The following is a 22,567-nucleotide window of genomic DNA, read 5'->3' as shown; positions in this document are numbered from 1 at the left end:
ACCGGGGCGGCAAGCATGCCGCCCCTCTTAGTTTTAAGGGGCGAGGGAGGAGAGTTCTTCCTGACTCAGTCCGGTCATTTCCATTATCATCCCGGCATCCAGCCCGCTGGCGAGCATTTTCAGGGCAATGCTGCGCGAGATTTCTTGACGGCCTTCCAGTAAACCTTCTTTTCTGCCTTTTTTACGACCTTTCTCTTCAAGTCATTCGGCAATCGTCATCAGTAGCTCCTTATGCCTGGGCGACTGTTTCGCCAGCTCGCGAATGAGAGGCCCGGGCTTTTCCGTGGTTCCCGCCTGCAGCATATAGCTGATGAGCGTATTGATCTGCGTTTCCGTCAGATATCCCTGCGCCAGCAGCGTAATTAACATCGGCTGAAGCTCGGCCAGATCGCGCTGGCGGATATGTTTTTGCAGCAGCTCCAGCATCGCCATACGCTGGTGACGGACGATTTGATTATCTGGCATAACGGTCAGGTCCACCAGCGGAAAATCGCCGCTGTAAAGCGCACTGGCAAGTTCGGGGTCGTCAAAAAGATGATGCCAGTTGAGCGTATGCGGCCAAGGACTAACGGAGCCGTGATAAAACAGAATCGGCTCCACCAGCGGTAGCGTATCCAGATCGCAAATACGTAAAAACTGTGCCGGAAGATAGAGTTGTAAGAAATCGCGCGCGACCTCTTTCAGGGTCAACATCTGGCGAAAAATAGCATCGTGCGGCGTGTGTGAGAATCGTTCCATGAGTATCATCCATCGTTGTAAGGGGCAGGCGATGACTCTGCCACCTGCAACGATGCGACTACAGACTACTCTTGCGCGTTTTGCGAGGCTTCTTCCGCACTTTTTACTTTGTTTTCATAGTCACGACGAATAATCTCCAGTGCAGCTAGCACGGTTTGCGCGGGGACCTTATTCTCTTCAAGCAACATAATTAAATCGACGGCTAGCTTCACCTCGTCTGATGCGTTTTCCAGCGACATATTTCTTCCTCCACTTAACGGGTTAAACGTGCCAGTATGTTTTCGATTTTCTCCAGCGCGTCACGACAGCGGGCCAGACGCCCGGCATAGGCGTCCACTTCTTTTGCCAACCGTTGCTGTTCATCAAAGGTTGTGGCTTGCGCGAGCTGACGCTGGCGATCGTTTCTCATCGCCAGCAGCCTGCGTTCGTATTCCTGATGCTGCAAACGTCGGCGCTGCCAGCGGTTTAGAGTGGGCGAAGCGCTATCCCAGTTGCGTAGCGACCAGGTTGCCGTTTCCCGGCTGATAGCGGCGATCTGGGCAACGAGACGTTCCGCCAACCAGGTGACCTGCGGCAGTTGCTGGCGTTCGACAGCCTGCTGTAGCTCGGCGAAGCATTCGTTGGCTTCATCCAGATAAGCCTGCATTTGCGTGCTGCGGGTGCGGAACAGTTGGCGATCGAAGCGTGGGCTGAGCGTCGCGTGATCCGCCAGTGGCGCAACTTGCGTCGCCAGCGCTGCCAGTTGATTTTCCAGCGAGTGTAAAAGCCGGGCCGTTTTCAAATAACTCCTCCCTACCCAGATAAACAACTGTGCTACATTAGCGTTATCTTTTTGATAACGATTCGCATTATGCCACGTATTATTTTAATCATCATTGGCTGGCTGGCGGTAGCATTAGGAACGCTGGGCGTGTTTTTACCCTTATTGCCAACGACGCCGTTTATCCTGCTTGCGGCCTGGTGTTTTGCCCGCTCGTCGCCGCGCTTTCACCACTGGCTGCTGTATCGTTCGTGGTTTGGTGGTTACCTGCGCCATTGGCAGAAATATCGCGCTATGCCGCCTGGCGCTAAACCTCGGGCGGTGGTGATGATTTTGCTGACCTTTGCCATTTCCCTGTGGCTGGTTAATCTTACGTGGGTGCGCATCTTGCTGCTGGTGATTCTCACCTGTCTGCTGATATTTATGTGGCGCATTCCGGTGGTTGATGCAAAGCAACAAAAGCACTGATGCGCAATAATGATGGTTGCAATTGTCGCTGACAGACAGTAAATTCTGGCGTTTTCGAGCGCGGGTACGACTGGTCAAAGGTTAAACAAATGTTTCTTTGGCCCGTTTGTCATGCCCGTGAGTAACACCGTTTTAATCAGGCATAAACTTATGACCGCAACTGCACAGCAGCTTGAATATCTGAAGAACAGCATCCAAAGCATCCAGGACTACCCGAAGCCTGGTATCCTTTTCCGTGATGTCACCAGTTTGCTGGAAGACCCAAAAGCTTACGCGCTCAGCATTGAACTGCTGGCAGAGCGCTACAAAGACGCGGGTATTACCAAAGTGGTGGGCACCGAAGCGCGTGGTTTCCTGTTTGGCGCACCGGTTGCGCTGGCGCTGGGCGTAGGCTTTGTTCCAGTGCGCAAGCCGCGTAAGTTGCCGCGTGAAACCATCGCGGAGAGCTACGAGCTCGAATACGGTACCGATCAGCTGGAAATCCATGTTGATGCCATTAAAGAAGGCGACAAGGTACTGGTGGTTGACGACCTGCTGGCGACCGGCGGCACCATCGATGCGACCGTGAAGCTGATCCGTCGTCTGGGCGGTGAAGTACATGATGCAGCCTTTATTATCAATCTGTTTGATCTGGGCGGCGAACAGCGCCTGGAGAAGTTGGGAATCAACAGCTACAGCTTGGTTCCCTTCCCGGGCCACTAAGCATTTCCCGACACATAGCCTCGCTGATTGGGCGGGGCTGTGATAGCATGGCCCCCTCGTGATTTCACCTTCCAGCGTTTCAGAGCCAGCCCATGAGTTATCAGGTCTTAGCCCGTAAATGGCGCCCACAAACCTTTGCTGACGTCGTCGGCCAGGAACATGTGCTGACCGCACTGGCGAACGGCTTATCGTTAGGGCGCATTCATCACGCATATCTCTTTTCCGGTACCCGCGGGGTGGGTAAAACCTCCATCGCTCGCTTATTGGCGAAAGGGTTAAACTGCGAAACTGGCGTTACCGCCACGCCTTGTGGCGTCTGCGATAACTGCCGAGAAATAGAACAAGGGCGTTTTGTCGATCTGATCGAGATCGATGCCGCCTCACGCACCAAAGTCGAAGATACCCGCGATTTGCTGGATAACGTCCAGTACGCACCGGCCCGTGGTCGCTTCAAGGTCTATCTGATCGATGAAGTCCACATGCTGTCGCGCCACAGCTTCAACGCGTTGCTAAAAACGCTGGAGGAGCCACCTGCGCACGTTAAATTCCTGCTAGCGACGACCGATCCGCAAAAGCTGCCGGTCACTATTCTTTCCCGCTGCCTGCAGTTTCATCTCAAGGCGCTGGATGTTGAACAGATCCGTCATCAGTTAGAGCATATTCTCGGTGAAGAGCAGATTGCTTTTGAACCGCGCGCGCTGCAACTGCTCGCGCGCGCGGCTGATGGAAGCCTGCGCGATGCGTTGAGCCTGACGGATCAGGCTATTGCCAGCGGCGATGGCCACCTGACCGCAGAATCTGTCAGCACCATGCTTGGCACTCTTGACGACGATCAGGCGCTCTCGTTGATTGAAGCACTAGTGGCTGCCGACGGCGAACGCGTGATGGCAGGCGTCAATGAGGCGGCTGCTCGCGGCGTGGAGTGGGAAGCCCTGTTGGTCGAGATGCAAAGTTTGCTGCACCGTATTGCAATGGTTCAGCTCTCGCCGTCGGCGCTCGGCGCGGATATGGCTGCCGTAGAGCTGCGGATGCGCGAGCTGGCACGAACCGTGCCGCCAACCGACGTACAGCTTTACTATCAGACGTTGTTGATTGGCCGCAAAGAGCTACCGTACGCGCCGGACAGACGCATGGGTGTTGAAATGACGCTTCTGCGGGCGCTGGCATTCCATCCGCGCATGCCGTTGCCGGAACCGGAAGCCCCTCCGGCGCAGACTATCCCGGTCGCACCTGTACAGCAGGCTGCCCCGGTATCCGCTCAGCAGCCACCGCAGAATCTGCCGCAGACGACCAGCCAGGTGCTGGCAGCCCGCAGTCAGCTTCAGCGTAGCCAGGGAGCACCCAGCCCAAAAAAGAGTGAACCGGCAGCCGCTTCCCGCGCGCGGCCGGTGAATAACGCTGCGCTGGAACGACTGAGTTCGATTACCGAGCGCGTACAGGCGCGTCCGGCAGCTGCCGCTCTGGAGCAAGCTCCGGCGAAAAAAGAAGCTTACCGTTGGAAATCGACGATGGTTGTTGAAACGGTAAAAGAAGAAGTTGCAACACCTAAAGCGCTGAAAAAAGCACTGGAGCACGAAAAAACCCCGGAACTGGCGGCGAAGCTGGCAGTCGAAGCGGTCGAGCGCGATAGCTGGGCGGCGGAAGTTAACCAGCTCGCGGTGCCAAAACTGGTGGAGCAGGTGGCACTAAATGCGTGGAAAGAGCAGGACGGCAACCGCGTTTGCCTGCATCTGCGTCCGAGCCAGCGTCATCTGAACTCGGCAGGCGCGCAGCAAAAGCTGGCGGAAGCGCTGGGTATTTTGTACGGTACGCCGGTTGAATTGACCATCGTGGAAGATGATAATCCCGCGATGCGCACGCCGCTTGAGTGGCGGCAGGCAATTTATGAAGAAAAGCTCACGCAGGCGCGTGAAGCGATTATTGCGGATAACAACATCCAGACGCTGCGCCGGTTCTTTGATGCGGACCTGGATGAAGAAAGTATTCGCCCCATTTGATTGCAAGTTAAACTTGCGATCATCATCCTTAACGACGACTTACTGAGAGAGAAGCCTATGTTTGGTGGAAAAGGCGGTCTGGGTAACCTGATGAAGCAGGCCCAGCAGATGCAAGAAAAAATGCAGCAGATGCAGGAAGAAGTGGCCAAGCTGGAAGTGACCGGTGAATCCGGTGCTGGCCTGGTAAAAGTGACCATCAACGGCGCGCACAACTGCCGTCGCGTTGAAATTGACCCAAGCCTGTTGGAAGACGATAAAGACATGCTGGAAGATCTGGTGGCTGCTGCATTCAACGATGCTGCTCGCCGCATTGAAGAGACCCAGAAAGAAAAAATGGCTTCTGTCTCTTCCGGTATGCAACTGCCGCCAGGCTTTAAGATGCCGTTCTGATGCAAACCAGTCCGCTGTTAACTCAGCTGATGGAAGCGCTGCGCTGCCTGCCGGGTGTTGGCCCAAAGTCGGCGCAGCGTATGGCGTTTACCCTGCTGCAGCGTGACCGCAGCGGCGGGATGCGCCTTGCGCAGGCACTGACGCGCGCGATGTCGGAAATCGGCCACTGCGCCGATTGCCGCACCTTCACGGAACAGGAAGTGTGCAACATTTGCAGCAACCCGCGCCGCAAGGAAAATGGTCAGCTCTGCGTGGTGGAGAGTCCTGCGGACATCTACGCTATTGAACAGACTGGGCAATTTTCCGGTCGTTATTTCGTATTGATGGGCCATCTGTCGCCGCTCGATGGTATCGGGCCGGATGATATCGGGCTCGATCGTCTGGAACAGCGTCTGCGTGACGAATCGATGCAGGAAGTGATCCTCGCGACCAATCCTACGGTCGAGGGGGAAGCCACTGCCAATTATATCGCCGAGCTCTGCGCGCAGTATGACGTAGAAGCGAGCCGTATCGCCCATGGCGTACCGGTTGGCGGCGAACTGGAAATGGTTGATGGCACCACGCTGTCCCACTCCCTCGCCGGACGGCATAAGATTCGTTTTTAACCAAACGGAGGTGCTTTTCGGGGCCTCCGCTTGAAAATTCTCCCCTCAGTCCCCATCTCACACTCAACGGTTTTTTTACCATTAACAATGGCATTGTTGAGGTTGATTTAGATGAAAGGACAAGAAACTCGTGGTTTTCAGTCAGAGGTAAAACAACTTCTGCACCTGATGATCCATTCTCTTTATTCCAATAAAGAAATTTTCCTGCGTGAACTGATTTCCAACGCCTCCGATGCGGCCGATAAGCTGCGCTTTCGCGCGCTGTCGCAGCCGGATCTGTATGAAGGTGACGGCGAGCTGCGCGTGCGTGTTTCATTTGATAAAGACAACCGCACCCTGACCATCGCCGATAACGGAATCGGTATGAACCGTGATGAAGTTATCGATCACCTGGGGACGATTGCGAAATCCGGAACCAAATCGTTCCTTGAATCAATGGGCTCCGATCAGGCGAAAGACAGTCAGCTGATCGGCCAGTTCGGCGTAGGCTTCTATTCGGCGTTTATTGTCGCTGACAAAGTCACCGTGCGTACCCGCGCGGCGGGCGATAGTGCGGAAAACGGTGTTTTCTGGGAATCTGCTGGTGAAGGCGATTATACGGTTGCCGACATCGCTAAAGCCGATCGCGGAACGGAGATCACGCTGCACCTGCGCGAAGGTGAGGACGATTTCCTCAACGACTGGCGCGTGCGTTCGATCATCAGCAAATACTCCGATCACATTGCGCTGCCGGTTGAGATTGAAAAGCAGGAAGAGGTTGACGGCGAAACCGTTATCTCCTGGGAGAAAATTAACAAAGCTCAGGCGCTGTGGACCCGCAATAAGTCGGAAATTAAAGACGACGAATACAACGAATTCTATAAGCACATTGCTCATGACTACAGCGATCCGTTGACCTGGAGCCACAACCGCGTAGAAGGTAAGCAGGAGTACACCAGCCTGCTGTATATCCCGTCGCAGGCGCCCTGGGATATGTGGAATCGCGATCACAAACACGGTTTGAAGCTGTACGTGCAGCGCGTCTTCATTATGGATGACGCCGAGCAGTTTATGCCGAATTACCTGCGCTTTGTGCGTGGCCTTGTGGATTCCAGCGATCTGCCGCTGAACGTATCGCGTGAAATCCTCCAGGATAGCAGCGTAACCCGCAACCTGCGCACTGCGTTGAGTAAGCGCGCGCTGCAGATGCTGGAAAAACTGGCGAAAGACGACGCGGAGAAATATCAGACCTTCTGGCAGCAGTTTGGCCTGGCGCTGAAAGAAGGCCCGGCGGAAGACAACGCCAACCTGCAGACTATCGCCAAACTTCTGCGCTTCGCCAGCACGCATACCGATTCCGCTGCGCAGACCGTGTCGCTGGAAGAGTACGTATCGCGCATGAAAGAAGGGCAGGAGAAGATTTATTACATCACTGCCGACAGCTACGCCGCTGCGAAGAGCAGCCCGCATCTGGAGCTGCTGCGTAAGAAAGGCATCGAAGTTCTGCTGCTTTCCGATCGCATCGACGAGTGGATGATGAGCTATCTGACCGAGTTCGACGGTAAACCGTTCCAGTCGGTCGCGAAAGCTGATGAGTCGCTGGATAAGCTGACGGATGAAGTGGATGAAACCACCAAAGAAGCCGAGAAGGCGCTGGAGCCGTTCGTTGAGCGAGCGAAAACGCTGCTGGGCGATCGAGTGAAAGAAGTCCGTCTGACCCATCGTCTGACCGATACACCCGCTATCGTTACGACTGATGCAGATGAAATGAGTACCCAGATGGCAAAACTGTTTGCCGCTGCGGGCCAAGCTGCGCCGGAAGTGAAATATATCTTTGAACTGAACCCGGTCCACCCGCTGGTGAAACGCGCGGCGGACACTCAGGATGACGCTCAGTTTGGCGAATGGGTTGAGTTGCTGCTCGATCAGGCACTGCTGGCCGAGCGCGGGACGCTGGAAGATCCGAACCAGTTTATCCGCCGTATGAATCAGCTGCTGGCGTCGTAATCTTTACCCTCACCCTAACCCTCTCCCTGAAAAGGGAGAGGGGACTGCCCGGCGCTGGCTTGCTGGCACTGGGCTGATTTTCTCCCTCTCCCTGTGGGAGAGGGGCGGGGTGAGGGCATCCAACCGCACTCTACGTAAAATATCTCACCATTAACCGTTTCAGCCGCCCCACCTTCCTTGAGCCATCCGCGTTCTGGTGGTATGGTTTAGCGCTTTTTGAAGAATTGAATCAACTTTTGAGGGGATTTTCGTAATGCGTATTATTCTGCTTGGCGCTCCGGGCGCGGGTAAAGGAACTCAGGCTCAGTTCATCATGGAGAAATACGGTATTCCGCAAATCTCCACCGGCGACATGCTGCGTGCCGCGGTGAAATCTGGCTCCGAGCTGGGCAAACAAGCAAAAGACATCATGGATGCCGGTAAGCTGGTGACCGACGAACTGGTTATCGCCCTGGTCAAAGAGCGTATTACTCAGGAAGATTGCCGTAACGGCTTCCTGCTGGATGGCTTCCCGCGCACTATTCCGCAGGCTGACGCCATGAAAGAAGCAGGCATCGCCGTTGATTACGTTCTGGAATTTGACGTTCCCGACGAGCTGATCGTTGACCGTATTATCGGTCGCCGCGTCCACGCCGCTTCCGGCCGCGTTTACCACATCAAATTTAATCCGCCGAAAGTTGAAGGCAAAGACGACGTGACCGGCGAAGAGCTGACCACCCGTAAAGACGATCAGGAAGAGACCGTGCGTAAGCGTCTGGTTGAGTATCATCAGATGACGGCTCCGCTGATCGGCTACTATCAGAAAGAAGCCGAAGCGGGCAACACCCAATACGCGAAAGTCGACGGCACCAAAGCGGTGGCTGACGTTCGCGTAGAACTGGAAAAAATCCTCGGTTAATCCAGTCCGTTCTCATCCTGCAACTGTGGGATGAGAACTCCTCTCATATTACCTTTTTCTATGATTGGTTCCGTTTAGCGCCATTTCAGCTACAATTGTCAGCGATTCAAATGGTTAAGAGGCGGTAATGCATCAGACGAAAACAGGTATCTTATTAGCCAATTTAGGCACCCCCGATGCGCCCACGCCCGATGCGGTGAAGCGCTATCTGCGACAATTTCTTAGCGACAAGCGGGTGGTGGATACCTCTCGTCTGTTGTGGTGGCCGCTGCTGCGCGGTGTGATACTGCCTCTGCGCGCGCCCCGAGTTGCCAAACTCTATCAGTCTATCTGGATGGAAGAAGGGTCGCCGCTGATGGTCTACAGTCGTCGTCAGCAGCAGGCGCTGGCAGAACGCCTTCCGGATACACCCGTTGCGCTGGGGATGAGCTATGGCTCGCCGTCGCTGGAAAGCGCAGTGGATGAACTCATGGAGCAGGGCGTTGACCATATTGTGGTGCTCCCGCTCTATCCGCAGTACTCCTGCTCCACCGTGGCGGCCGTGTGGGATGAACTGGCGCGAATTCTTGCTAAAAAGCGGTTGATTCCAGGCATCTCTTTTATTCGCGATTATGCCGACGATGTGGATTATATCCACGCTCTGGCCGCCAGCGTTCGCGCTTCGTTTGCAGTGCATGGCGAACCGGATTTACTACTGCTCTCCTATCATGGGATACCGCAGCGTTATGCCCATGAAGGGGATAGCTATCCGCAGCGCTGTCGCGACACGACACGTGAGCTGGTTTCGGCTCTGGGGCTCCCTCCGGACCGCGTGATGATGACTTTTCAGTCGCGCTTTGGCCGTGAACCCTGGCTGACACCCTACACCGATGAAACGTTGAAAATGCTTGGTGAGAAGGGCGTGAAGCATGTTCAGGTTATCTGCCCGGGCTTTTCCGCTGATTGTCTGGAAACGCTGGAAGAGATAGCGGTACAGAACCGGGAATTTTTCCTTGAAGCCGGTGGGCAGCAATATGAATATATTCCTGCACTTAACGCGGACTCCGCGCATATCGAAATGATGGTTAACCTGACAGCAACCTATCGCTGATCGCGCCCGTCGCGGGGAGTATGCTACTATTTCCCGCTTGTTCACTGTCCATAAACCATCACTATGAAATTTCCCGGTAAACGCAAGTCTAAACACTACTTTCCCGTCAACGCTCGCGATCCGCTGCTGCAACAAATTCAGCCAGAAAATGAGTCTAACGTCGCCTGGGTGGTTGGTATCGATCAAACGCTGGTGGATATCGAGGCGAAAGTGGATGAGTCGTTTATCGTACGCTACGGTCTGAGCGCCGGTCATTCGCTGGTGATTGAAGATGATGTTGCTGAGGCGCTGTATCAGGAGCTGGTACGCAATGACCTGATCACCCATCAGTTTGCCGGCGGCACCATTGGTAACACCATGCACAACTACTCGGTGTTGGCGGATGACCGCTCGGTTTTGCTTGGCGTCATGTGCAGCAATATAGAAATTGGTGGTTACGCCTATCGCTATTTATGTAATACCTCCAGCCGAACCGATTTGAACTATCTGCAAGGCGTAGAGGGCGCGATTGGCCGCTGCTTTACGCTGATTAGCGATTCCGGCGAGCGAACCTTTGCGATTAGTCCCGGCCATATGAATAAGCTGCGTCCGGAAAGTATCCCGGAAGCCGTCATTGCCGGAGCATCCGCGCTGGTTCTGACCTCATATCTCGTGCGCTGCAAACCGGGCGAGCCGATGCCGGACGCGACGATGAAAGCCATCGAGTATGCGAAAAAGCATGACGTGCCGGTGGTCCTGACGCTGGGTACCAAATATGTAATTGTCGATAACCCAGAGTGGTGGCAGCAGTTCCTGAAAGAACATGTTTCCATTCTGGCGATGAACGAAGAAGAAGCGCAAGCGCTGACGGGGATCTCTGATCCGCTATTGGCTTCGGATAAGGCGCTGGAGTGGGTTGACCTGGTGCTGTGTACCGCCGGTCCTGCCGGGCTCTATATGGCGAGCTTTACCGAGGAAGAGGCTAAGCGCAAAACTCAGCATCCGCTACTGCCGGGGGCCATTGCTGAGTTCAACCAGTATGAATTCAGCCGCGCAATGCGCCACCAGGATTGCGAAAATCCGCTGCGTATTTTCTCGCACATCGCCCCGTATATGGGCGGGCCGGAGAAGATCATGAATACCAACGGCGCAGGCGACGGCGCGCTGGCGGCACTGCTGCACGATATTACCGCCAATAACTATCACCGTAATAACGTGCCGAACTCCAGTAAGCACAAGTGCAAGTGGCTGACCTATTCATCGCTGGCCCAGGTATGCAAATACGCTAACCGCGTGAGTTATCAGGTGCTGAATCAGCACTCGCCGCGCCTGACCCGCGGCCTGCCGGAGCGTGAAGATAGCCTGGAAGAGGCCTACTGGGAGCGTTAATTTACGCCAGGCGAATAGAAGAAATAAGCCCCGGTAAGCGCCTGGACAGCTCACCGGGGATAAAACTATTAACCAGTAACCAGCTCACCTGCTGGCGGTGTTTCCAGCAGTTTTATCATCGCGCGGGCAATTTCACGCTCGCCCATCACCACCTGGTTCGCGCCGCGTTCAATAATGTATTCCACTTCATCGTCATAGTGGGCGCGGGCGATGATCTCGATATTTGGGCACTTCTCGCGTGCCGAAGCCACGATTTCCCCGGCTTCATAGCCGTTAGGTATGGTCAGCAGCAGCCAGCGGGCGCAGTCCAGATGCGCCAGATTCATAATTTCTTCATTGGCAGCGTTGCCCAAAACCGCGCGAATGCCGCGTGCGCGCAGCTCGTCTACGCGAGTGCGTGAGGTTTCGATAACCACCAACGGCATCCCCTGGGCCATCAGTTTTTCGCCAAGCAGGCTGCCAACGCGACCAAAACCGACCAGCAGCGCATGGTTGCAAATATCGACCGGGATCTGTTTCTCTTCTTCCAGAACTTCTTCCAGCGTCTGCTCGTCCAGTGTTTCGGTTTTATCGAGGTATTTTTCCAGCAGAGTAAACAGAATCGGGTTGAGCATAATCGAGATTATCGCCCCGGCAAGCACCAGATTCTGCCCGGCCTGCGGTAGCAGATTCAGCGCCATGCCCAGCCCGGCGAGAATAAAGGCGAACTCCCCGATTTGTGCGAGGCTAGCGGCAATAGTCAGGGCGGTTCGCGGCGAGTGACCGAACATCCGCACCAGGAAGAAGGCCGCGGCCGATTTACCAAAGATAATAATAGCCAGCGTCGCCAGTACCGCCAGCGGCTGCTCTACCAGGATCATTGGGTCAAAGAGCATGCCGACAGAGACAAAGAACAGCACGGCGAACGCGTCACGCAGCGGTAGCGTATCATGGGCCGCGCGGTGGCTGAGCTCGGATTCGTTGAGCACCATCCCGGCGAAGAAGGCACCCAGGGCGAAGGAGACGTCAAATAGTTCGACTGCACCGAAGGCAATGCCGAGCGCCAGTGCCAGCACTGACAGCGTAAACAGCTCGCGTGAGCCGGTCGCCGCGCTACGTGACATAATCCACGGCACCAGGCGGCGGCCTACCAGCATCATAATTGCGATAAAGGCGACGACTTTCCCAATGGTGATACCCATATCGACAGCCAGAGAAGCCAGGCCAACGTCGCCTTTCTCCGTCATACCTGCGACAGCCGGTAGCAGGACCAGCGTCAGCACCATCACCAGATCTTCAACAATCAGCCAGCCGATGGCGATTTGCCCCCGCTGGCTATCAATAAGCTGTCGTTCTTCCAACGCGCGCAGCAGCACCACGGTACTGGCGGTAGAAAGACACAAACCAAAGACGATGCCGGTCATCAGCGACCAGCCAAGCATTGCCGAGAGCGCCATACCCAGCAGCGTCGCCACAGCTATCTGGGCGATGGCGCCGGGAATGGCGATGGCCTTTACCGCCATCAAATCTTTTAAGGAGAAGTGCAAACCCACGCCGAACATTAGCAGGATCACGCCAAGCTCGGCCAGTTCAGGCGCCAGCTTGGTATCAGCAACGAAGCCAGGGGTAAAAGGTCCGGCCAGCACGCCCGCTAATAAATATCCCACCAGAGGAGAAATACGTAGCTTATTGGCAATCATGCCGAGAATAAAGGCGAGCACAAGGCCGCCGACAATGGTGGTGATTAGCGGTGTTGCGTGGTGCATTCCGTCTCCTTGCAGTGGTGAGCTGATCCATTTTCGGCATATACCCGTCATACTTCAATTTGCATGGGCGTTGGCTTTGTTACTCGGCTCATCCATGAGCCTCGCCCTTACGGGCCACCGCAATACGGTGTTCAAATCTGTTCCTGACAGATTTGTCGCTCACCCCAGTCACTTACTTCAGTAAGCTCCTGGGGATTCCCTGCGTCGCCGCCTTCCCGCAACTTGAATTATTTAGGGTATAAAACCAAAAAACCGAGTAATAGTTTATGACAGTTTCAGTGGTTTTGTTTATGAATAATTGTTGAATTTTGCAGAAAAATGGAATTAATCCGCAAAAAAGCACAGACAGCAAAATGGCAGAAGATAATGCGGGGTGATGCTGATGGGGTAAGGGGTTGCGGCAGCCAAAGTTTCACTTTGGCTGCCGGATATTCACGATTTTTGGTGGTTATTAGGAAGAAATATCGTCAGGATGCCGAGAAGAGGCAGGAAAGCACAGATTTTATAGACCAGGTCGATACTGGTATGGTCAGCTAACAGCCCCAGTACCGCGGCTCCGAGTCCGCCCATGCCAAAGGCAAAACCGAAGAACAGACCAGAAACCATGCCAATACGGCCCGGCAGTAGCTCCTGTGCGTAGACCAAAATGGCGGAAAAGGCTGATGCGAGGATAAAACCAATGATCACCGTCAAAATACCGGTCCATTCCAATGTGGCGTAGGGTAAAACAAGGGTAAACGGTGCGACGCCAAGGATGGAGCCCCAAATAACATATTTTCGCCCAATTTTATCGCCCAAAGGCCCGCCAATTACCGTCCCGGCGGCTACAGCAAAAAGGAAGGCGAACAGGTGAAACTGGGCGTTTTGCACCGATAATCCGAATTTTTGCATCAGATAAAAGGTGTAATAGCTGCTAATGCTCGCCATATAGAAGTATTTCGAGAAAATCAGCATTAACAGGATGCTAACCGCAAGAATCACTTTGTTTTTCGGCAACGGATTAACAATTACCGGTTTTGGTTTACCTTTGTTCATACGATGCTGGGCGGAATACCAGCGGCTAATTTGCGCCAGCACCACGATGGCCAGCAGCGCAGCCAGTACAAACCAGCCAACATTACCTTTGCCATACGGGGCGATAATGAGAGCGGCGAGTAACGGCCCTAACGAGCTACCAAAATTACCGCCAACCTGAAATATTGACTGCGCCAGGCCGTGGCGTCCACCCGAGGCCATTCGCGCAACGCGAGAAGATTCCGGGTGAAACACCGACGAACCGGTACCCACTAGCGCAGCGGCCAACAGAACCATTCCGAAGCTTCCGGAGATCGCCAGCAGCACCAGACCGCAAAGCGTAAAGCACATGCCTATGGGCAGCGACCACGGCATCGGGTGCTTGTCGGTCAGATAGCCAACCACCGGCTGCAAAAGTGATGATGCCAGCTGGAAGGTGAGGGTGATCATCCCAATCTGTACGAAGGACAGGGAAAACTCGGCCTGTAGCAGCGGGTAGATAGCCAGGATGAGCGACTGGATCATATCGTTTAGCAAATGAGAGAGGCTGATGGCCCCCAGAATGCGAAACGAGGTGCGTGCTTTTTGCGGCGCAGCAGCGGGGCCGGATAAGGGTTGTGCGGTCTGATTCATTGCCATAGGTTCACTTAAGTGTTTTTTATAGAGGATGCAGGTGGAATTATTATCTGCCTAACATACCTGCCCCTAAGGTTTGAATAAAGTCTCATTTCTGAAAACAAAGTTGTCTAATTCACCAACTCGCTATACTTTCGGCACTTGTTACTTTGTCAGGGAGAGAAATATGCAATTGATCAAACGGGGCGTTGCGCTGGCATTATTCACCGCGCTATCGCTGGGAAGCCTGTCAGCACAGGCTTATGAGCAGGATAAAACCTACAAAATTACCATCCTGCATACTAACGATCATCATGGTCACTTCTGGCGTAGCGATTACGGTGAATATGGGCTGTCGGCACAAAAAACGCTGGTGGACGGTATTCGTAAAGAGGTGACTGCAGAGGGCGGCAGCGTGTTGTTGCTTTCCGGCGGCGATATTAATACCGGCGTGCCGGAATCAGATTTACAGGATGCGGAGCCCGATTTTCGCGGTATGAACCTGGTTGGCTACGATGCGATGGCGGTGGGTAACCATGAGTTTGATAATCCGCTTAGCGTACTGCGTCAGCAGGAAAAATGGGCGAAGTTTCCGTTCCTCTCCGCCAATATTTACCAGAAAAGCACTGGTGAGCGTCTGTTTAAACCGTGGGCGCTGTTTAAACGCGGTGGGCTGAATATTGCGGTCATCGGCCTGACGACCGACGATACGGCGAAAATTGGTAATCCTGAGTATTTTACGGATATCGAATTCCGCAAACCGGCGGAAGAAGCCAAGCTGGTGATTCAAGAACTTCAGCAGAATGAAAAGCCGGATGTCATTCTGGCGACCACTCATATGGGCCATTATGACAACGGCGACCATGGTTCCAATGCGCCGGGCGATGTCGAGATGGCGCGCAGCCTGCCCGCAGGATCGCTGGCAATGATCGTCGGCGGCCACTCTCAGGATCCGGTATGTATGGCGTCTGAGAATAAAAAACAGGTGGATTATGTGCCGGGCAGCCCGTGCGCGCCGGACAAACAGAACGGTATCTGGATAGTCCAGGCCCACGAGTGGGGTAAATATGTTGGTCGTGCCGACTTTGAATTCCGCAATGGTGAAATGAAGCTGGTGCACTATCAGCTGATCCCGGTCAACCTGAAGAAAAAGGTCACCTACGATAACGGTGAGAGCGAGCGTGTGCTCTATACGCCGCAAATCGCCGAAAACCCACAGATGCTCTCTCTGCTGACGCCGTTCCAGAATAAAGGCAAAGCACAGCTGCAGGTGAAAATTGGCAGCGTGAACGGGCATCTGGAGGGTGATCGCAGCAAAGTGCGTTTCGTGCAAACCAATATGGGTCGTCTGCTGCTGGCAGCGCAAATGGCGCGTAGTAATGCCGACTTTGCGGTGATGAGCGGCGGCGGGGTGCGTGATTCTATCGAAGCGGGTGATATCACCTATAAAGACGTGATGAAGGTGCAACCCTTCGGCAACGTGCTGGTGTATGTCGATATGAGCGGCAAGGAAGTGACAGAGTATCTGACTGCCGTGGCGCAAATGAAGCCAGATTCAGGCGCGTATCCGCAGTTTGCCAACGTCGGTTTTGTTGCCAAAGACGGCAAACTTAACGATTTGACCATCAAAGGCGAACCGGTAGACCCAGCGAAAACCTACCGGATGGCGACGCTGAGCTTTAACGCCACCGGCGGCGATGGTTATCCGCACATCGATACTAAACCAGGCTATGTCAATACCGGTTTTATCGACGCCGAAGTGCTGAAGGAGTACATCCAGAAAAACTCTCCGCTGGATGTTGAAGCATTTGAGCCGAAAGGCGAGGTGAGCTGGCAGTAACGTCTGAAACTCCCCGGTGGCGCTTACGCTTACCGGGGCTACTAGCTCGCAGACAACTGTGAACCGTAGGCCGGGCAAGGCGTTAGCCGCCGCCCGGCAACGCCATAGATCGCGCTTTTCCTGCAATCCACATCTAAATATCTTTTTTGCCAAGAAGCCTCATCAGGCTAAACCGGCGTATTACTTTACGCTGCGCCGATTGAAAACGTGCAATATCAACGTTGCTTCTGTCTGAAGCGGCGATACCAACATAGCCTGGAATTGAGGCTGTTATTTTTTCAAACTTACCGAACTCCAGCATTGTTTGATTTATTATTACGCCGTCATGGAAGTCCTCGTAGATTGCCACGGGCAAAGGCTGATACTGGTTTGTTGATTTTATGAAGTGTGAGAAAAAGTATGGATCCAGATCGCCAAAATCTAAACCGTAAATAAGCGGAACTTCTATACTTTGTCCGGTAACCTGGTTTTCGAACCCACAATGATATCCATGTAGAAAGTATCGCCAGTCACCCATTTTGCCGGTTTGCTTGCGCCCGGCTTTAAAGGCATTAAAGGTTAATAGCGGATAGTTTTCTGCAATATTAACGTTCAGCTTGTGGGCCAGGGCGTAAATGAGTTCGGTCGCTAGCTTACGGTAGTCTTTGGCGCAGCTTTCAAAAAAATCCTGATATGGGGCGATTTCTTCCGCTGAGATGAGTCTGGCAATGCTGATTTCCGGATCCTGGGTATGGATGCCGACTAAAAAATCTTCCAACTGCTCTTTTAGCTGCTCGCCCACAGCTTCTCTTTGCTCTGTCACCGAGCCTTCAAATAGCAGACGTAACTTCTTTGTCCTGGGTATTTTTCTCAGCAGATCAATGGGAGGGATATCTCCAGCTTCCCGGATCAATAATGTTTCTCTTGTTCTTTTCATGTATATACATCCATGTACAGTGAGTTGTGACTAATCGCGCCGCGCGATATCGGCGAATTTCGCGTCAAGGATCTTCGCCAGATCGCTGGCCGCCAGCTCAATATCCAGCCCGCGCTTGCCGCCGGAAATAAAAATGGTGGCAAACGCCTGGGCCGGAGCGTCAATTACCGTCGGCAGGCGTTTTTTCTGCCCAAGCGGGCTGATACCGCCCACCAGATAGCCGGTGACGCGTTGCGCAACCATCGGGTCCGCCATATCCACTTTCTTTGCGCCTAACGCTTTCGCCACCTTTTTCAAATCCAGCTGACCGGCAACCGGGGTCACCGCGACGGCAAGATGCTTCATATCGCCATTGACCGCGACCAGCAGCGTCTTATAAACCTGGTCGGCGTTTAGCCCCAGCTTACGTACGACCTCGTCACCAAAATTGGTTTCGGTAGGATCATGGTCGTAACTATGGATGTTAAAAGCGATTTTGTTTTTTTCGAGTAACTTAACGGCGGGAGTCATCGTTATCCTTCTTACCAACCGATTTGATGTGGCATAAGCATACGCCCGACGGTTGTCTAAAAAATAGTATCATCTTGCGCAATAGTGTTGGCAGTGATGGTCACTTTGAGCGACAATCAAGCGATCCGAGGTGCAAATCTCGGGATAATAATAATGATGAAATTCCTCTTTGACGGGCCAATAGAAATATTGGCCATTTTTTTACGTCAACATATCCGGCAGATTCCCTTCTCCGTACAAATGCAGCGCCCCTACGGCTACTATGTAACGCCCCGGCGGCAGCGCCAGCAGCGTTTCGCGCCAGGCCAGGTTGCGCTGATGCATCAGCACATCATATAGCGACTGGCTAAAGGTCGTCGGCAGCACGGTTGCGCCTTTTGACGGCGGCTGCTCCAGCCACCAGCCGATCATCACCTGTAACAGACGGGCGTTAGTGCGCCAGTGGGTCAGCGTATCCTCCAGCAGAGCCATTCCGCCATCTGGAAGGTTGCGCAACAGGGCGATTTGGCTGTCGGCCCCCTCCAGTTCCATCACCCGGATATTGCTCTCGCGGGCCGCCATTAGCAGTTGGTAATCAATGCCATAATCCGCTCTTAGCCCCAACTTTTGCGCCTGGGTGGCCTGCAACACCATTGCTACTTGCCACAGCGGCTGGCTATCAAATAGCGCGATAGACAGGCCCATCTCTCCCGCTCGCTCTTCCAGTTCAGCAAGCTGGGATGCGCTCAGGCGTTCCGCCAGCGGTGGATAAGAGGGAAGGTTGCTGAACGGCGTTTCGCTGCCGGTAATATCCGCTTCAACAATCAGCGCATCGGCCTGGCGAATCAGCTTCAGCAGTCGTGCTGGAGGCGGCGACATATCGCGGGTGCCCATATGAATACTGCCGACCAGGTGCAAATAGCGTTCGCCGGGAAGAGTGACATCCAGCGCGGGCCAGGAATAAGACGAGCCGACAGCGGCTTGCCACAGCATTTTTATTCGGTTTAACAGGCCCATACGTGCTCCGTAGTGTGAAGAACTCATGCTAGCGCGTATGGGGGGCAACATCTACTCTTTCGGCTTAAAACGCAGCAACCGGTTAGCATTACTCACCACGGTAATCGAGGAGAGCGCCATGGCCGCCCCCGCCACCACTGGGTTAAGCAGGGTACCGGTCAGCGGCCAGAGGATCCCGGCGGCAATCGGAATGCCCAGCGAGTTGTAAACAAACGCCCCCAGCAGGTTCTGCTTCATATTACGCAGCGTCGCTTTTGAAATCTCCAGCGCATCGGCTACGCCGTTGAGACTATGGCGCATCAGAGTGATCGCCGCCGTTTCAATGGCCACATCGCTGCCGCCGCCCATGGCGATACCGACATCGGCCTGCGCCAACGCAGGTGCATCGTTGATACCGTCGCCAACCATTGCCACCTGATGCCCCTGACTTTGCAGACGCTTAATGGCATCGGCTTTACCGTCCGGTAGCACCCCGGCAATCACCTCGTCAATGCCCGCCTCTTTGGCAATGGCGTTGGCGGTGGTCGGGTTATCCCCGGTCAACATCACCAGCCGATAGCCCTGACGATGCAGTCTGGCGAGTGCCGCCACGCTATCCTCACGTAGTGGATCGCGAATGGCGAATAGTGCCGCCGCCTGACCATCGACGGCCAGCAGCACCGGCGTTGCCCCTTGTGAAGCCTGGGCGGTCATGTCGCTTTCTATTTCGGCGGTCAGCACATTGTTCTCATTGAGTAACGCCTGATTGCCGAGCAGCAGGCTATAACCTTCGGCTTCACCGCTGACGCCCAGCCCGCGCAGAGTGCGGAAATTATTAACCACCGGCAGCGAGTTGCCAGCAGCTTTATCGAGAATCGCCCGCGCCAGCGGATGGCTGGAACCTTGCTCCAGCGCGGCGGCCAGGCGCAGAGCGGTTGCTTCATCAATCGCGGCAAAGGTTTTTATCGCCACCACCTGCGGCTTACCTTCGGTCAAGGTGCCGGTTTTATCAAAGACCAGCGTATCCAGGGTACTGGCTCGCTGTAGGGCATCGGCATCACGAACGAGCACGCCGTATTCCGCTGCGCGACCTACGCCGGAGATAATCGACATCGGCGTCGCCAGCCCCAGCGCACACGGACAGGCGATAATCAGTACCGTAGTGGCGATCACCAGGGTATAAACGATTTGCGGTGCCGGGCCGAAAAAGTACCAGATCGCGGCGCTGAACAGCGCAATCGCGACCACCGCCGGGACAAACACGGCGGAGATTTTATCTGCCAGTTGGCCAATTTCCGGTTTGCTGCTTTGTGCCTGGCGCACCATACGGATGATTCGCGCCAGAGTGGTCTGGCTGCCGACGGCGCTGGCGGTAAACAGCACGCTGCCGTCCTGCACCACGGTACCGGCGTGAATGGCGTCAGCGTTGCCTTTTTGCTGAGGTATTGGTTCACCGGTCAACATAGCTTCATCAAACCACGCTTCGCCCTGGCTAATCACGCCGTCGACCGGGACGCGATCGCCGGTGGTCAGGCGCAGGGTCATTCCCGCCTGAACTTCCGCCAGCGGTAGATCTTTTTCGCCTTCGTCGGTGACGACCCGCGCTGACGGCGGGGTTAAATCGAGCAATTTTTCCAGCGCTTTAGAAGAACGCTGGCGTGCGCGCGCTTCCAGCATATGGCCGAGGTTAATCAGGCCGATAATCATTGCGCTGGCTTCATAATAGAGGTGGCGGGCTTCCATCGGGAACCACTGTGGCCACAGGTTGACGCTCATCGAGTAGAGCCAGGCGACCCCGGTACCCAGCGCCACCAGCGTATCCATGGTGGCAGTACCGTTCTTCAGGCTTTTCCATGCGCTGCGGTAGAAATGACCGCCAGCAAAGACCATCACCGCCAGGGTGATAAGGCCGATAACCAGCCACAGCGAACGGTTGTCATCGCTGACCATCATGTTGTCGCCGATCATCCCCCAGCCCATCACCGGGATACCGACCAGTAGGGCGACAATGGCCTGCCAGCGGAAGCGTTTCATGGTGGCGACGGCGGTCTCCTGCTGGCGCTCGCGACGTTCGAGATCATCTTCTATGGCCTCCGCGCCGTAGCCTGCTTTCTCCACCGCCTGCACTAATTCTGCTGCGGACGCGCTGCCCATCACCAGCGCAGTGCGTTCCGCAAGGTTGACCCGCGCCTGCGACACGCCCGGTACCGCGGCAAGCGCGTTTTGTACTCGGGAGACGCAGCTGGCGCAGCTCATGCCGTTGATTAACAGTTGTTGGCTGTCATCCTCGTCACGGGCTGCCGGAAGCTCAGAGGTGGCCGCTGTCAGCGCTTCCGACGGGATTGATGATTCTGCCAGCGGTTTAGCCTTTGGGTGGCTGAGCTCCGCGCCGTATCCGGCCTGTTTGATGGTTTCAATCAGCGATTCAGCGCTGGCGCTGCCCGTGACGTGGGCTTCGGTAACGGTAACGTCCGCCTGTTCTACATCAGGACGCTGTTCCAGACTTTCTTTCACGCGTTTAACGCAGTGGCCGCAGGAGAGGCCATCAAGCGCCAGGTCAATAGTATGAGACATAGTTTTGACTCCTTGGTTTAACAACTGTGCTTAAGCTTAAACCTTCCAGCAACTGGAAGGTCAAGCGTTAATCCTGGTGATTTTTATCGCCTGCCCCCCACGTTAAATAAGGAATAGCGGATAAAAGAGCGACCAGCGTAAAATGGCAGGCTTGTTCGCTGATAATTATCCCCAGGCCAACCCCATAACACTCAAATATGAATGTACGGCCTCAGTGTTTTTTGTTTGCAGAAAGAGCTTATTTACAGGGCGAGCCGGATGCCGACCCTGATTGAGGAAAAGGGAAGGTGTTTCACGCAGTATCCCGGGAGAAGAGAAGTGCAAACTCATTACGATAATCTTAAAGTTTCTCGCACCGCGTCGGTGGAGGAGATTAAGAAAGCGTATAAACGCCTTATTTTTATTCATCATCCGGATCGCCATCCGCCTGAACTAAAAGATGAAAAAACCAAAATCATCCAGCTATTAAATGAAGCCTGGCGTACCCTTGCCGATCCGGCACTGCGCGCCCAGCACGATGCGTGGATTGCTCAGCAGGAGAATCGGGAAAACAGCGCATTCACACAACACGATCGCCAGCGTGAACGCCAGCAGGAAGAGCGCGCCTATCGTGATTTCTGGCAGAAGATGGAAGCCGAATGGGAAGAAGAGTATCAACTGCAAAAGCGTAAAGAGGAGTGGATGCACCAACGACGCAAGCAGGATCCTGATTACTCTTACCAGGCGAAAGCCAGTGAAGCCTATACCGCGGCGGAAGAGATATTTGGTAAAGGCAAAGATTTTGTTAAACAGAAAGGCGCGCCGGTGGTGAGTGCCGGAAAAAGACTGATCGTGCGAATTTTCAAATTCACCCTTGGCCTGGTGGTGCTGCTTATTATCATTGGGGTGATTAGAGTGATTGGCCGTGAAGTCAGTAAAACGGCAGTTGAAAGCGTGGTAAATACGCCAGCACCGGTTATTAGCCAGGAAACGGCCAGTAATAATTTTATGCGCTCGCTGCTGAGTAATGAAGGTGAGGTCAGGCAAAAAGCCGGCTCTTCCTATAAAAATAAAGGCCTGAGCTTAGGCGATATTTTCATTGATGGTCATTCACTGGTCTATGAAATTCATTACTACTCTCAGAGTGCAAATATTACGCTAAACCCAGCGGCATTTGTGGCGAAAACGATTGTCGATAATAGCCCCGCGTATAATGGCCAAAATCCCTGGAGCATTATGTGCCCGCATATTGGGAATTACATGGATGCCAGTACGTTTTTTCCGGCCGATGGTGCCATGATTTATCGCTATATTAATGATTACAATAATGATGTTCGCGTATTGCCGGTTTCCTTCTCCCTGATATGCCAGCAGACTGCGCTATAGTTTTTATGATG

The 22,567-nt window shown here is 54.2% G+C and carries 19 protein-coding genes, 1 pseudogene and 1 other annotated feature; of the genes and pseudogenes, 11 read left to right on the top strand and 9 right to left on the bottom strand.

Annotated elements, in window-relative coordinates:
- Nucleotides 1-33: 33 nt before the first annotated feature.
- From HV213_RS21855 to priC, 3 genes and pseudogenes are all read right to left on the bottom strand, one after another.
- Nucleotides 34-738 (bottom strand): annotated as a pseudogene (locus HV213_RS21855) (Rpn family recombination-promoting nuclease/putative transposase).
- Between the two features lie 65 nt (nucleotides 739-803).
- Nucleotides 804-977, bottom strand: a complete 174-nt coding sequence (gene rsmS / locus HV213_RS21850) for a pleiotropic regulatory protein RsmS (RefSeq protein ID WP_181483278.1) — start codon at nucleotides 975-977, stop codon at nucleotides 804-806.
- A gap of 14 nt (nucleotides 978-991) precedes the next feature.
- Nucleotides 992-1,519, bottom strand: coding sequence for a primosomal replication protein N'' (gene priC / locus HV213_RS21845; RefSeq protein WP_181483277.1), 528 nt, complete (start codon nucleotides 1,517-1,519; stop codon nucleotides 992-994).
- A gap of 69 nt (nucleotides 1,520-1,588) precedes the next feature.
- Between priC and HV213_RS21840 the strand changes: the two genes are divergently transcribed.
- The 9 genes from HV213_RS21840 (at nucleotide 1,589) to HV213_RS21800 (ending at nucleotide 11,002) form a co-directional block, all read left to right on the top strand.
- On the top strand, nucleotides 1,589-1,966 hold the full coding sequence (locus HV213_RS21840) for a DUF454 family protein (protein ID WP_110273695.1): 378 nt from the start codon (nucleotides 1,589-1,591) through the stop codon (nucleotides 1,964-1,966).
- Nucleotides 1,967-2,116: 150 nt separating this feature from the next.
- Complete coding sequence (apt, locus tag HV213_RS21835) at nucleotides 2,117-2,668, top strand: adenine phosphoribosyltransferase (RefSeq protein ID WP_110273694.1); 552 nt, start codon at nucleotides 2,117-2,119, stop codon at nucleotides 2,666-2,668.
- Nucleotides 2,669-2,760: 92 nt separating this feature from the next.
- Nucleotides 2,761-4,665 carry a DNA polymerase III subunit gamma/tau gene (gene dnaX, locus HV213_RS21830; protein WP_181483276.1) on the top strand — a complete coding sequence of 635 codons (1,905 nt, stop codon included), beginning with the start codon at nucleotides 2,761-2,763 and terminating at the stop codon, nucleotides 4,663-4,665.
- Nucleotides 3,998-4,062: a sequence feature (DnaX frameshifting element), on the top strand. (Overlaps the previous gene by 65 nt.)
- Before the next feature lie 57 nt (nucleotides 4,666-4,722).
- Entirely contained in the window at nucleotides 4,723-5,055 is a 333-nt protein-coding gene (locus HV213_RS21825) for a YbaB/EbfC family nucleoid-associated protein (RefSeq protein WP_110273692.1), read from the top strand.
- Nucleotides 5,055-5,660, top strand: a complete 606-nt coding sequence (gene recR, locus HV213_RS21820) for a recombination mediator RecR (RefSeq protein WP_110273691.1) — start codon at nucleotides 5,055-5,057, stop codon at nucleotides 5,658-5,660. Before HV213_RS21825 ends, recR begins: the two co-directional genes overlap by 1 nt.
- Nucleotides 5,661-5,771: 111 nt before the next feature.
- A complete protein-coding gene (htpG, locus tag HV213_RS21815) occupies nucleotides 5,772-7,646 on the top strand; it encodes a molecular chaperone HtpG (RefSeq protein ID WP_181483275.1) in 1,875 nt (624 codons plus the stop codon).
- Between the two features lie 253 nt (nucleotides 7,647-7,899).
- On the top strand, nucleotides 7,900-8,544 hold the full coding sequence (gene adk, locus HV213_RS21810) for an adenylate kinase (RefSeq protein WP_009653605.1): 645 nt from the start codon (nucleotides 7,900-7,902) through the stop codon (nucleotides 8,542-8,544).
- 127 nt (nucleotides 8,545-8,671) lie between these two features.
- Nucleotides 8,672-9,634, top strand: coding sequence for a ferrochelatase (gene hemH, locus HV213_RS21805; RefSeq protein WP_181483274.1), 963 nt, complete (start codon nucleotides 8,672-8,674; stop codon nucleotides 9,632-9,634).
- A 63-nt stretch (nucleotides 9,635-9,697) separates the two neighbouring features.
- Complete coding sequence (locus HV213_RS21800; RefSeq protein ID WP_181483273.1) at nucleotides 9,698-11,002, top strand: inosine/guanosine kinase; 1,305 nt, start codon at nucleotides 9,698-9,700, stop codon at nucleotides 11,000-11,002.
- Between the two features lie 68 nt (nucleotides 11,003-11,070).
- Here HV213_RS21800 and ybaL read toward each other — a convergent pair whose 3' ends face one another.
- Both ybaL and HV213_RS21790 read right to left on the bottom strand, forming a co-directional pair.
- The gene (ybaL, locus tag HV213_RS21795; protein ID WP_181483272.1) at nucleotides 11,071-12,747 is read right to left on the bottom strand and encodes a YbaL family putative K(+) efflux transporter; all 1,677 of its coding nucleotides are present in this window, start codon (nucleotides 12,745-12,747) and stop codon (nucleotides 11,071-11,073) included.
- Between the two features lie 432 nt (nucleotides 12,748-13,179).
- Nucleotides 13,180-14,400 (bottom strand): MFS transporter, encoded by a 1,221-nt coding sequence (locus tag HV213_RS21790; protein WP_181483271.1) that lies wholly within the window; start codon nucleotides 14,398-14,400, stop codon nucleotides 13,180-13,182.
- A gap of 163 nt (nucleotides 14,401-14,563) precedes the next feature.
- Here HV213_RS21790 and ushA point away from each other — a divergent pair, with 163 nt between their 5' ends.
- A complete protein-coding gene (gene ushA / locus HV213_RS21785; RefSeq protein WP_181483270.1) occupies nucleotides 14,564-16,216 on the top strand; it encodes a bifunctional UDP-sugar hydrolase/5'-nucleotidase UshA in 1,653 nt (550 codons plus the stop codon).
- Nucleotides 16,217-16,349: 133 nt separating this feature from the next.
- Here ushA and HV213_RS21780 read toward each other — a convergent pair whose 3' ends face one another.
- From HV213_RS21780 to copA, 4 genes are all read right to left on the bottom strand, one after another.
- On the bottom strand, nucleotides 16,350-17,132 hold the full coding sequence (locus HV213_RS21780; protein WP_181483269.1) for a DUF6896 domain-containing protein: 783 nt from the start codon (nucleotides 17,130-17,132) through the stop codon (nucleotides 16,350-16,352).
- A 30-nt stretch (nucleotides 17,133-17,162) separates the two neighbouring features.
- Entirely contained in the window at nucleotides 17,163-17,642 is a 480-nt protein-coding gene (gene ybaK / locus HV213_RS21775; protein ID WP_181483268.1) for a Cys-tRNA(Pro)/Cys-tRNA(Cys) deacylase YbaK, read from the bottom strand.
- Between the two features lie 201 nt (nucleotides 17,643-17,843).
- A complete protein-coding gene (locus HV213_RS21770) occupies nucleotides 17,844-18,638 on the bottom strand; it encodes a TraB/GumN family protein (RefSeq protein WP_181483267.1) in 795 nt (264 codons plus the stop codon).
- A gap of 51 nt (nucleotides 18,639-18,689) precedes the next feature.
- On the bottom strand, nucleotides 18,690-21,191 hold the full coding sequence (gene copA, locus HV213_RS21765; protein WP_181483266.1) for a copper-exporting P-type ATPase CopA: 2,502 nt from the start codon (nucleotides 21,189-21,191) through the stop codon (nucleotides 18,690-18,692).
- Nucleotides 21,192-21,509: 318 nt separating this feature from the next.
- Between copA and HV213_RS21760 the strand changes: the two genes are divergently transcribed.
- The gene (locus HV213_RS21760; protein WP_181483265.1) at nucleotides 21,510-22,556 is read left to right on the top strand and encodes a J domain-containing protein; all 1,047 of its coding nucleotides are present in this window, start codon (nucleotides 21,510-21,512) and stop codon (nucleotides 22,554-22,556) included.
- Nucleotides 22,557-22,567: the final 11 nt, after the last annotated feature.

Source organism: Klebsiella sp. RHBSTW-00484, from assembly GCF_013705725.1.
Taxonomy (GTDB): Bacteria; Pseudomonadota; Gammaproteobacteria; order Enterobacterales; family Enterobacteriaceae; genus Klebsiella.
The sequence above is the reverse complement of the archived record's forward strand: the minus strand, read 5'-3'. Positions and strand labels throughout refer to the sequence as shown.

Excerpts from the sequence above, each read along its gene's own strand:
- rsmS (WP_181483278.1), bottom strand. The coding sequence starts at position 977 with ATGTCGCTGGAAAACGCATCAGACGAGGTGAAGCTAGCCGTCGATTTA.
- HV213_RS21840 (WP_110273695.1), top strand. The coding sequence starts at position 1,589 with ATGCCACGTATTATTTTAATCATCATTGGCTGGCTGGCGGTAGCATTA.
- apt (WP_110273694.1), top strand. The coding sequence starts at position 2,117 with ATGACCGCAACTGCACAGCAGCTTGAATATCTGAAGAACAGCATCCAA.
- dnaX (WP_181483276.1), top strand. The coding sequence starts at position 2,761 with ATGAGTTATCAGGTCTTAGCCCGTAAATGGCGCCCACAAACCTTTGCT.
- HV213_RS21825 (WP_110273692.1), top strand. The coding sequence starts at position 4,723 with ATGTTTGGTGGAAAAGGCGGTCTGGGTAACCTGATGAAGCAGGCCCAG.
- recR (WP_110273691.1), top strand. The coding sequence starts at position 5,055 with ATGCAAACCAGTCCGCTGTTAACTCAGCTGATGGAAGCGCTGCGCTGC.
- htpG (WP_181483275.1), top strand. The coding sequence starts at position 5,772 with ATGAAAGGACAAGAAACTCGTGGTTTTCAGTCAGAGGTAAAACAACTT.
- adk (WP_009653605.1), top strand. The coding sequence starts at position 7,900 with ATGCGTATTATTCTGCTTGGCGCTCCGGGCGCGGGTAAAGGAACTCAG.
- hemH (WP_181483274.1), top strand. The coding sequence starts at position 8,672 with ATGCATCAGACGAAAACAGGTATCTTATTAGCCAATTTAGGCACCCCC.
- HV213_RS21800 (WP_181483273.1), top strand. The coding sequence starts at position 9,698 with ATGAAATTTCCCGGTAAACGCAAGTCTAAACACTACTTTCCCGTCAAC.
- ybaL (WP_181483272.1), bottom strand. The coding sequence starts at position 12,747 with ATGCACCACGCAACACCGCTAATCACCACCATTGTCGGCGGCCTTGTG.
- HV213_RS21790 (WP_181483271.1), bottom strand. The coding sequence starts at position 14,400 with ATGGCAATGAATCAGACCGCACAACCCTTATCCGGCCCCGCTGCTGCG.
- ushA (WP_181483270.1), top strand. The coding sequence starts at position 14,564 with ATGCAATTGATCAAACGGGGCGTTGCGCTGGCATTATTCACCGCGCTA.
- HV213_RS21780 (WP_181483269.1), bottom strand. The coding sequence starts at position 17,132 with ATGAAAAGAACAAGAGAAACATTATTGATCCGGGAAGCTGGAGATATC.
- ybaK (WP_181483268.1), bottom strand. The coding sequence starts at position 17,642 with ATGACTCCCGCCGTTAAGTTACTCGAAAAAAACAAAATCGCTTTTAAC.
- HV213_RS21770 (WP_181483267.1), bottom strand. The coding sequence starts at position 18,638 with ATGGGCCTGTTAAACCGAATAAAAATGCTGTGGCAAGCCGCTGTCGGC.
- copA (WP_181483266.1), bottom strand. The coding sequence starts at position 21,191 with ATGTCTCATACTATTGACCTGGCGCTTGATGGCCTCTCCTGCGGCCAC.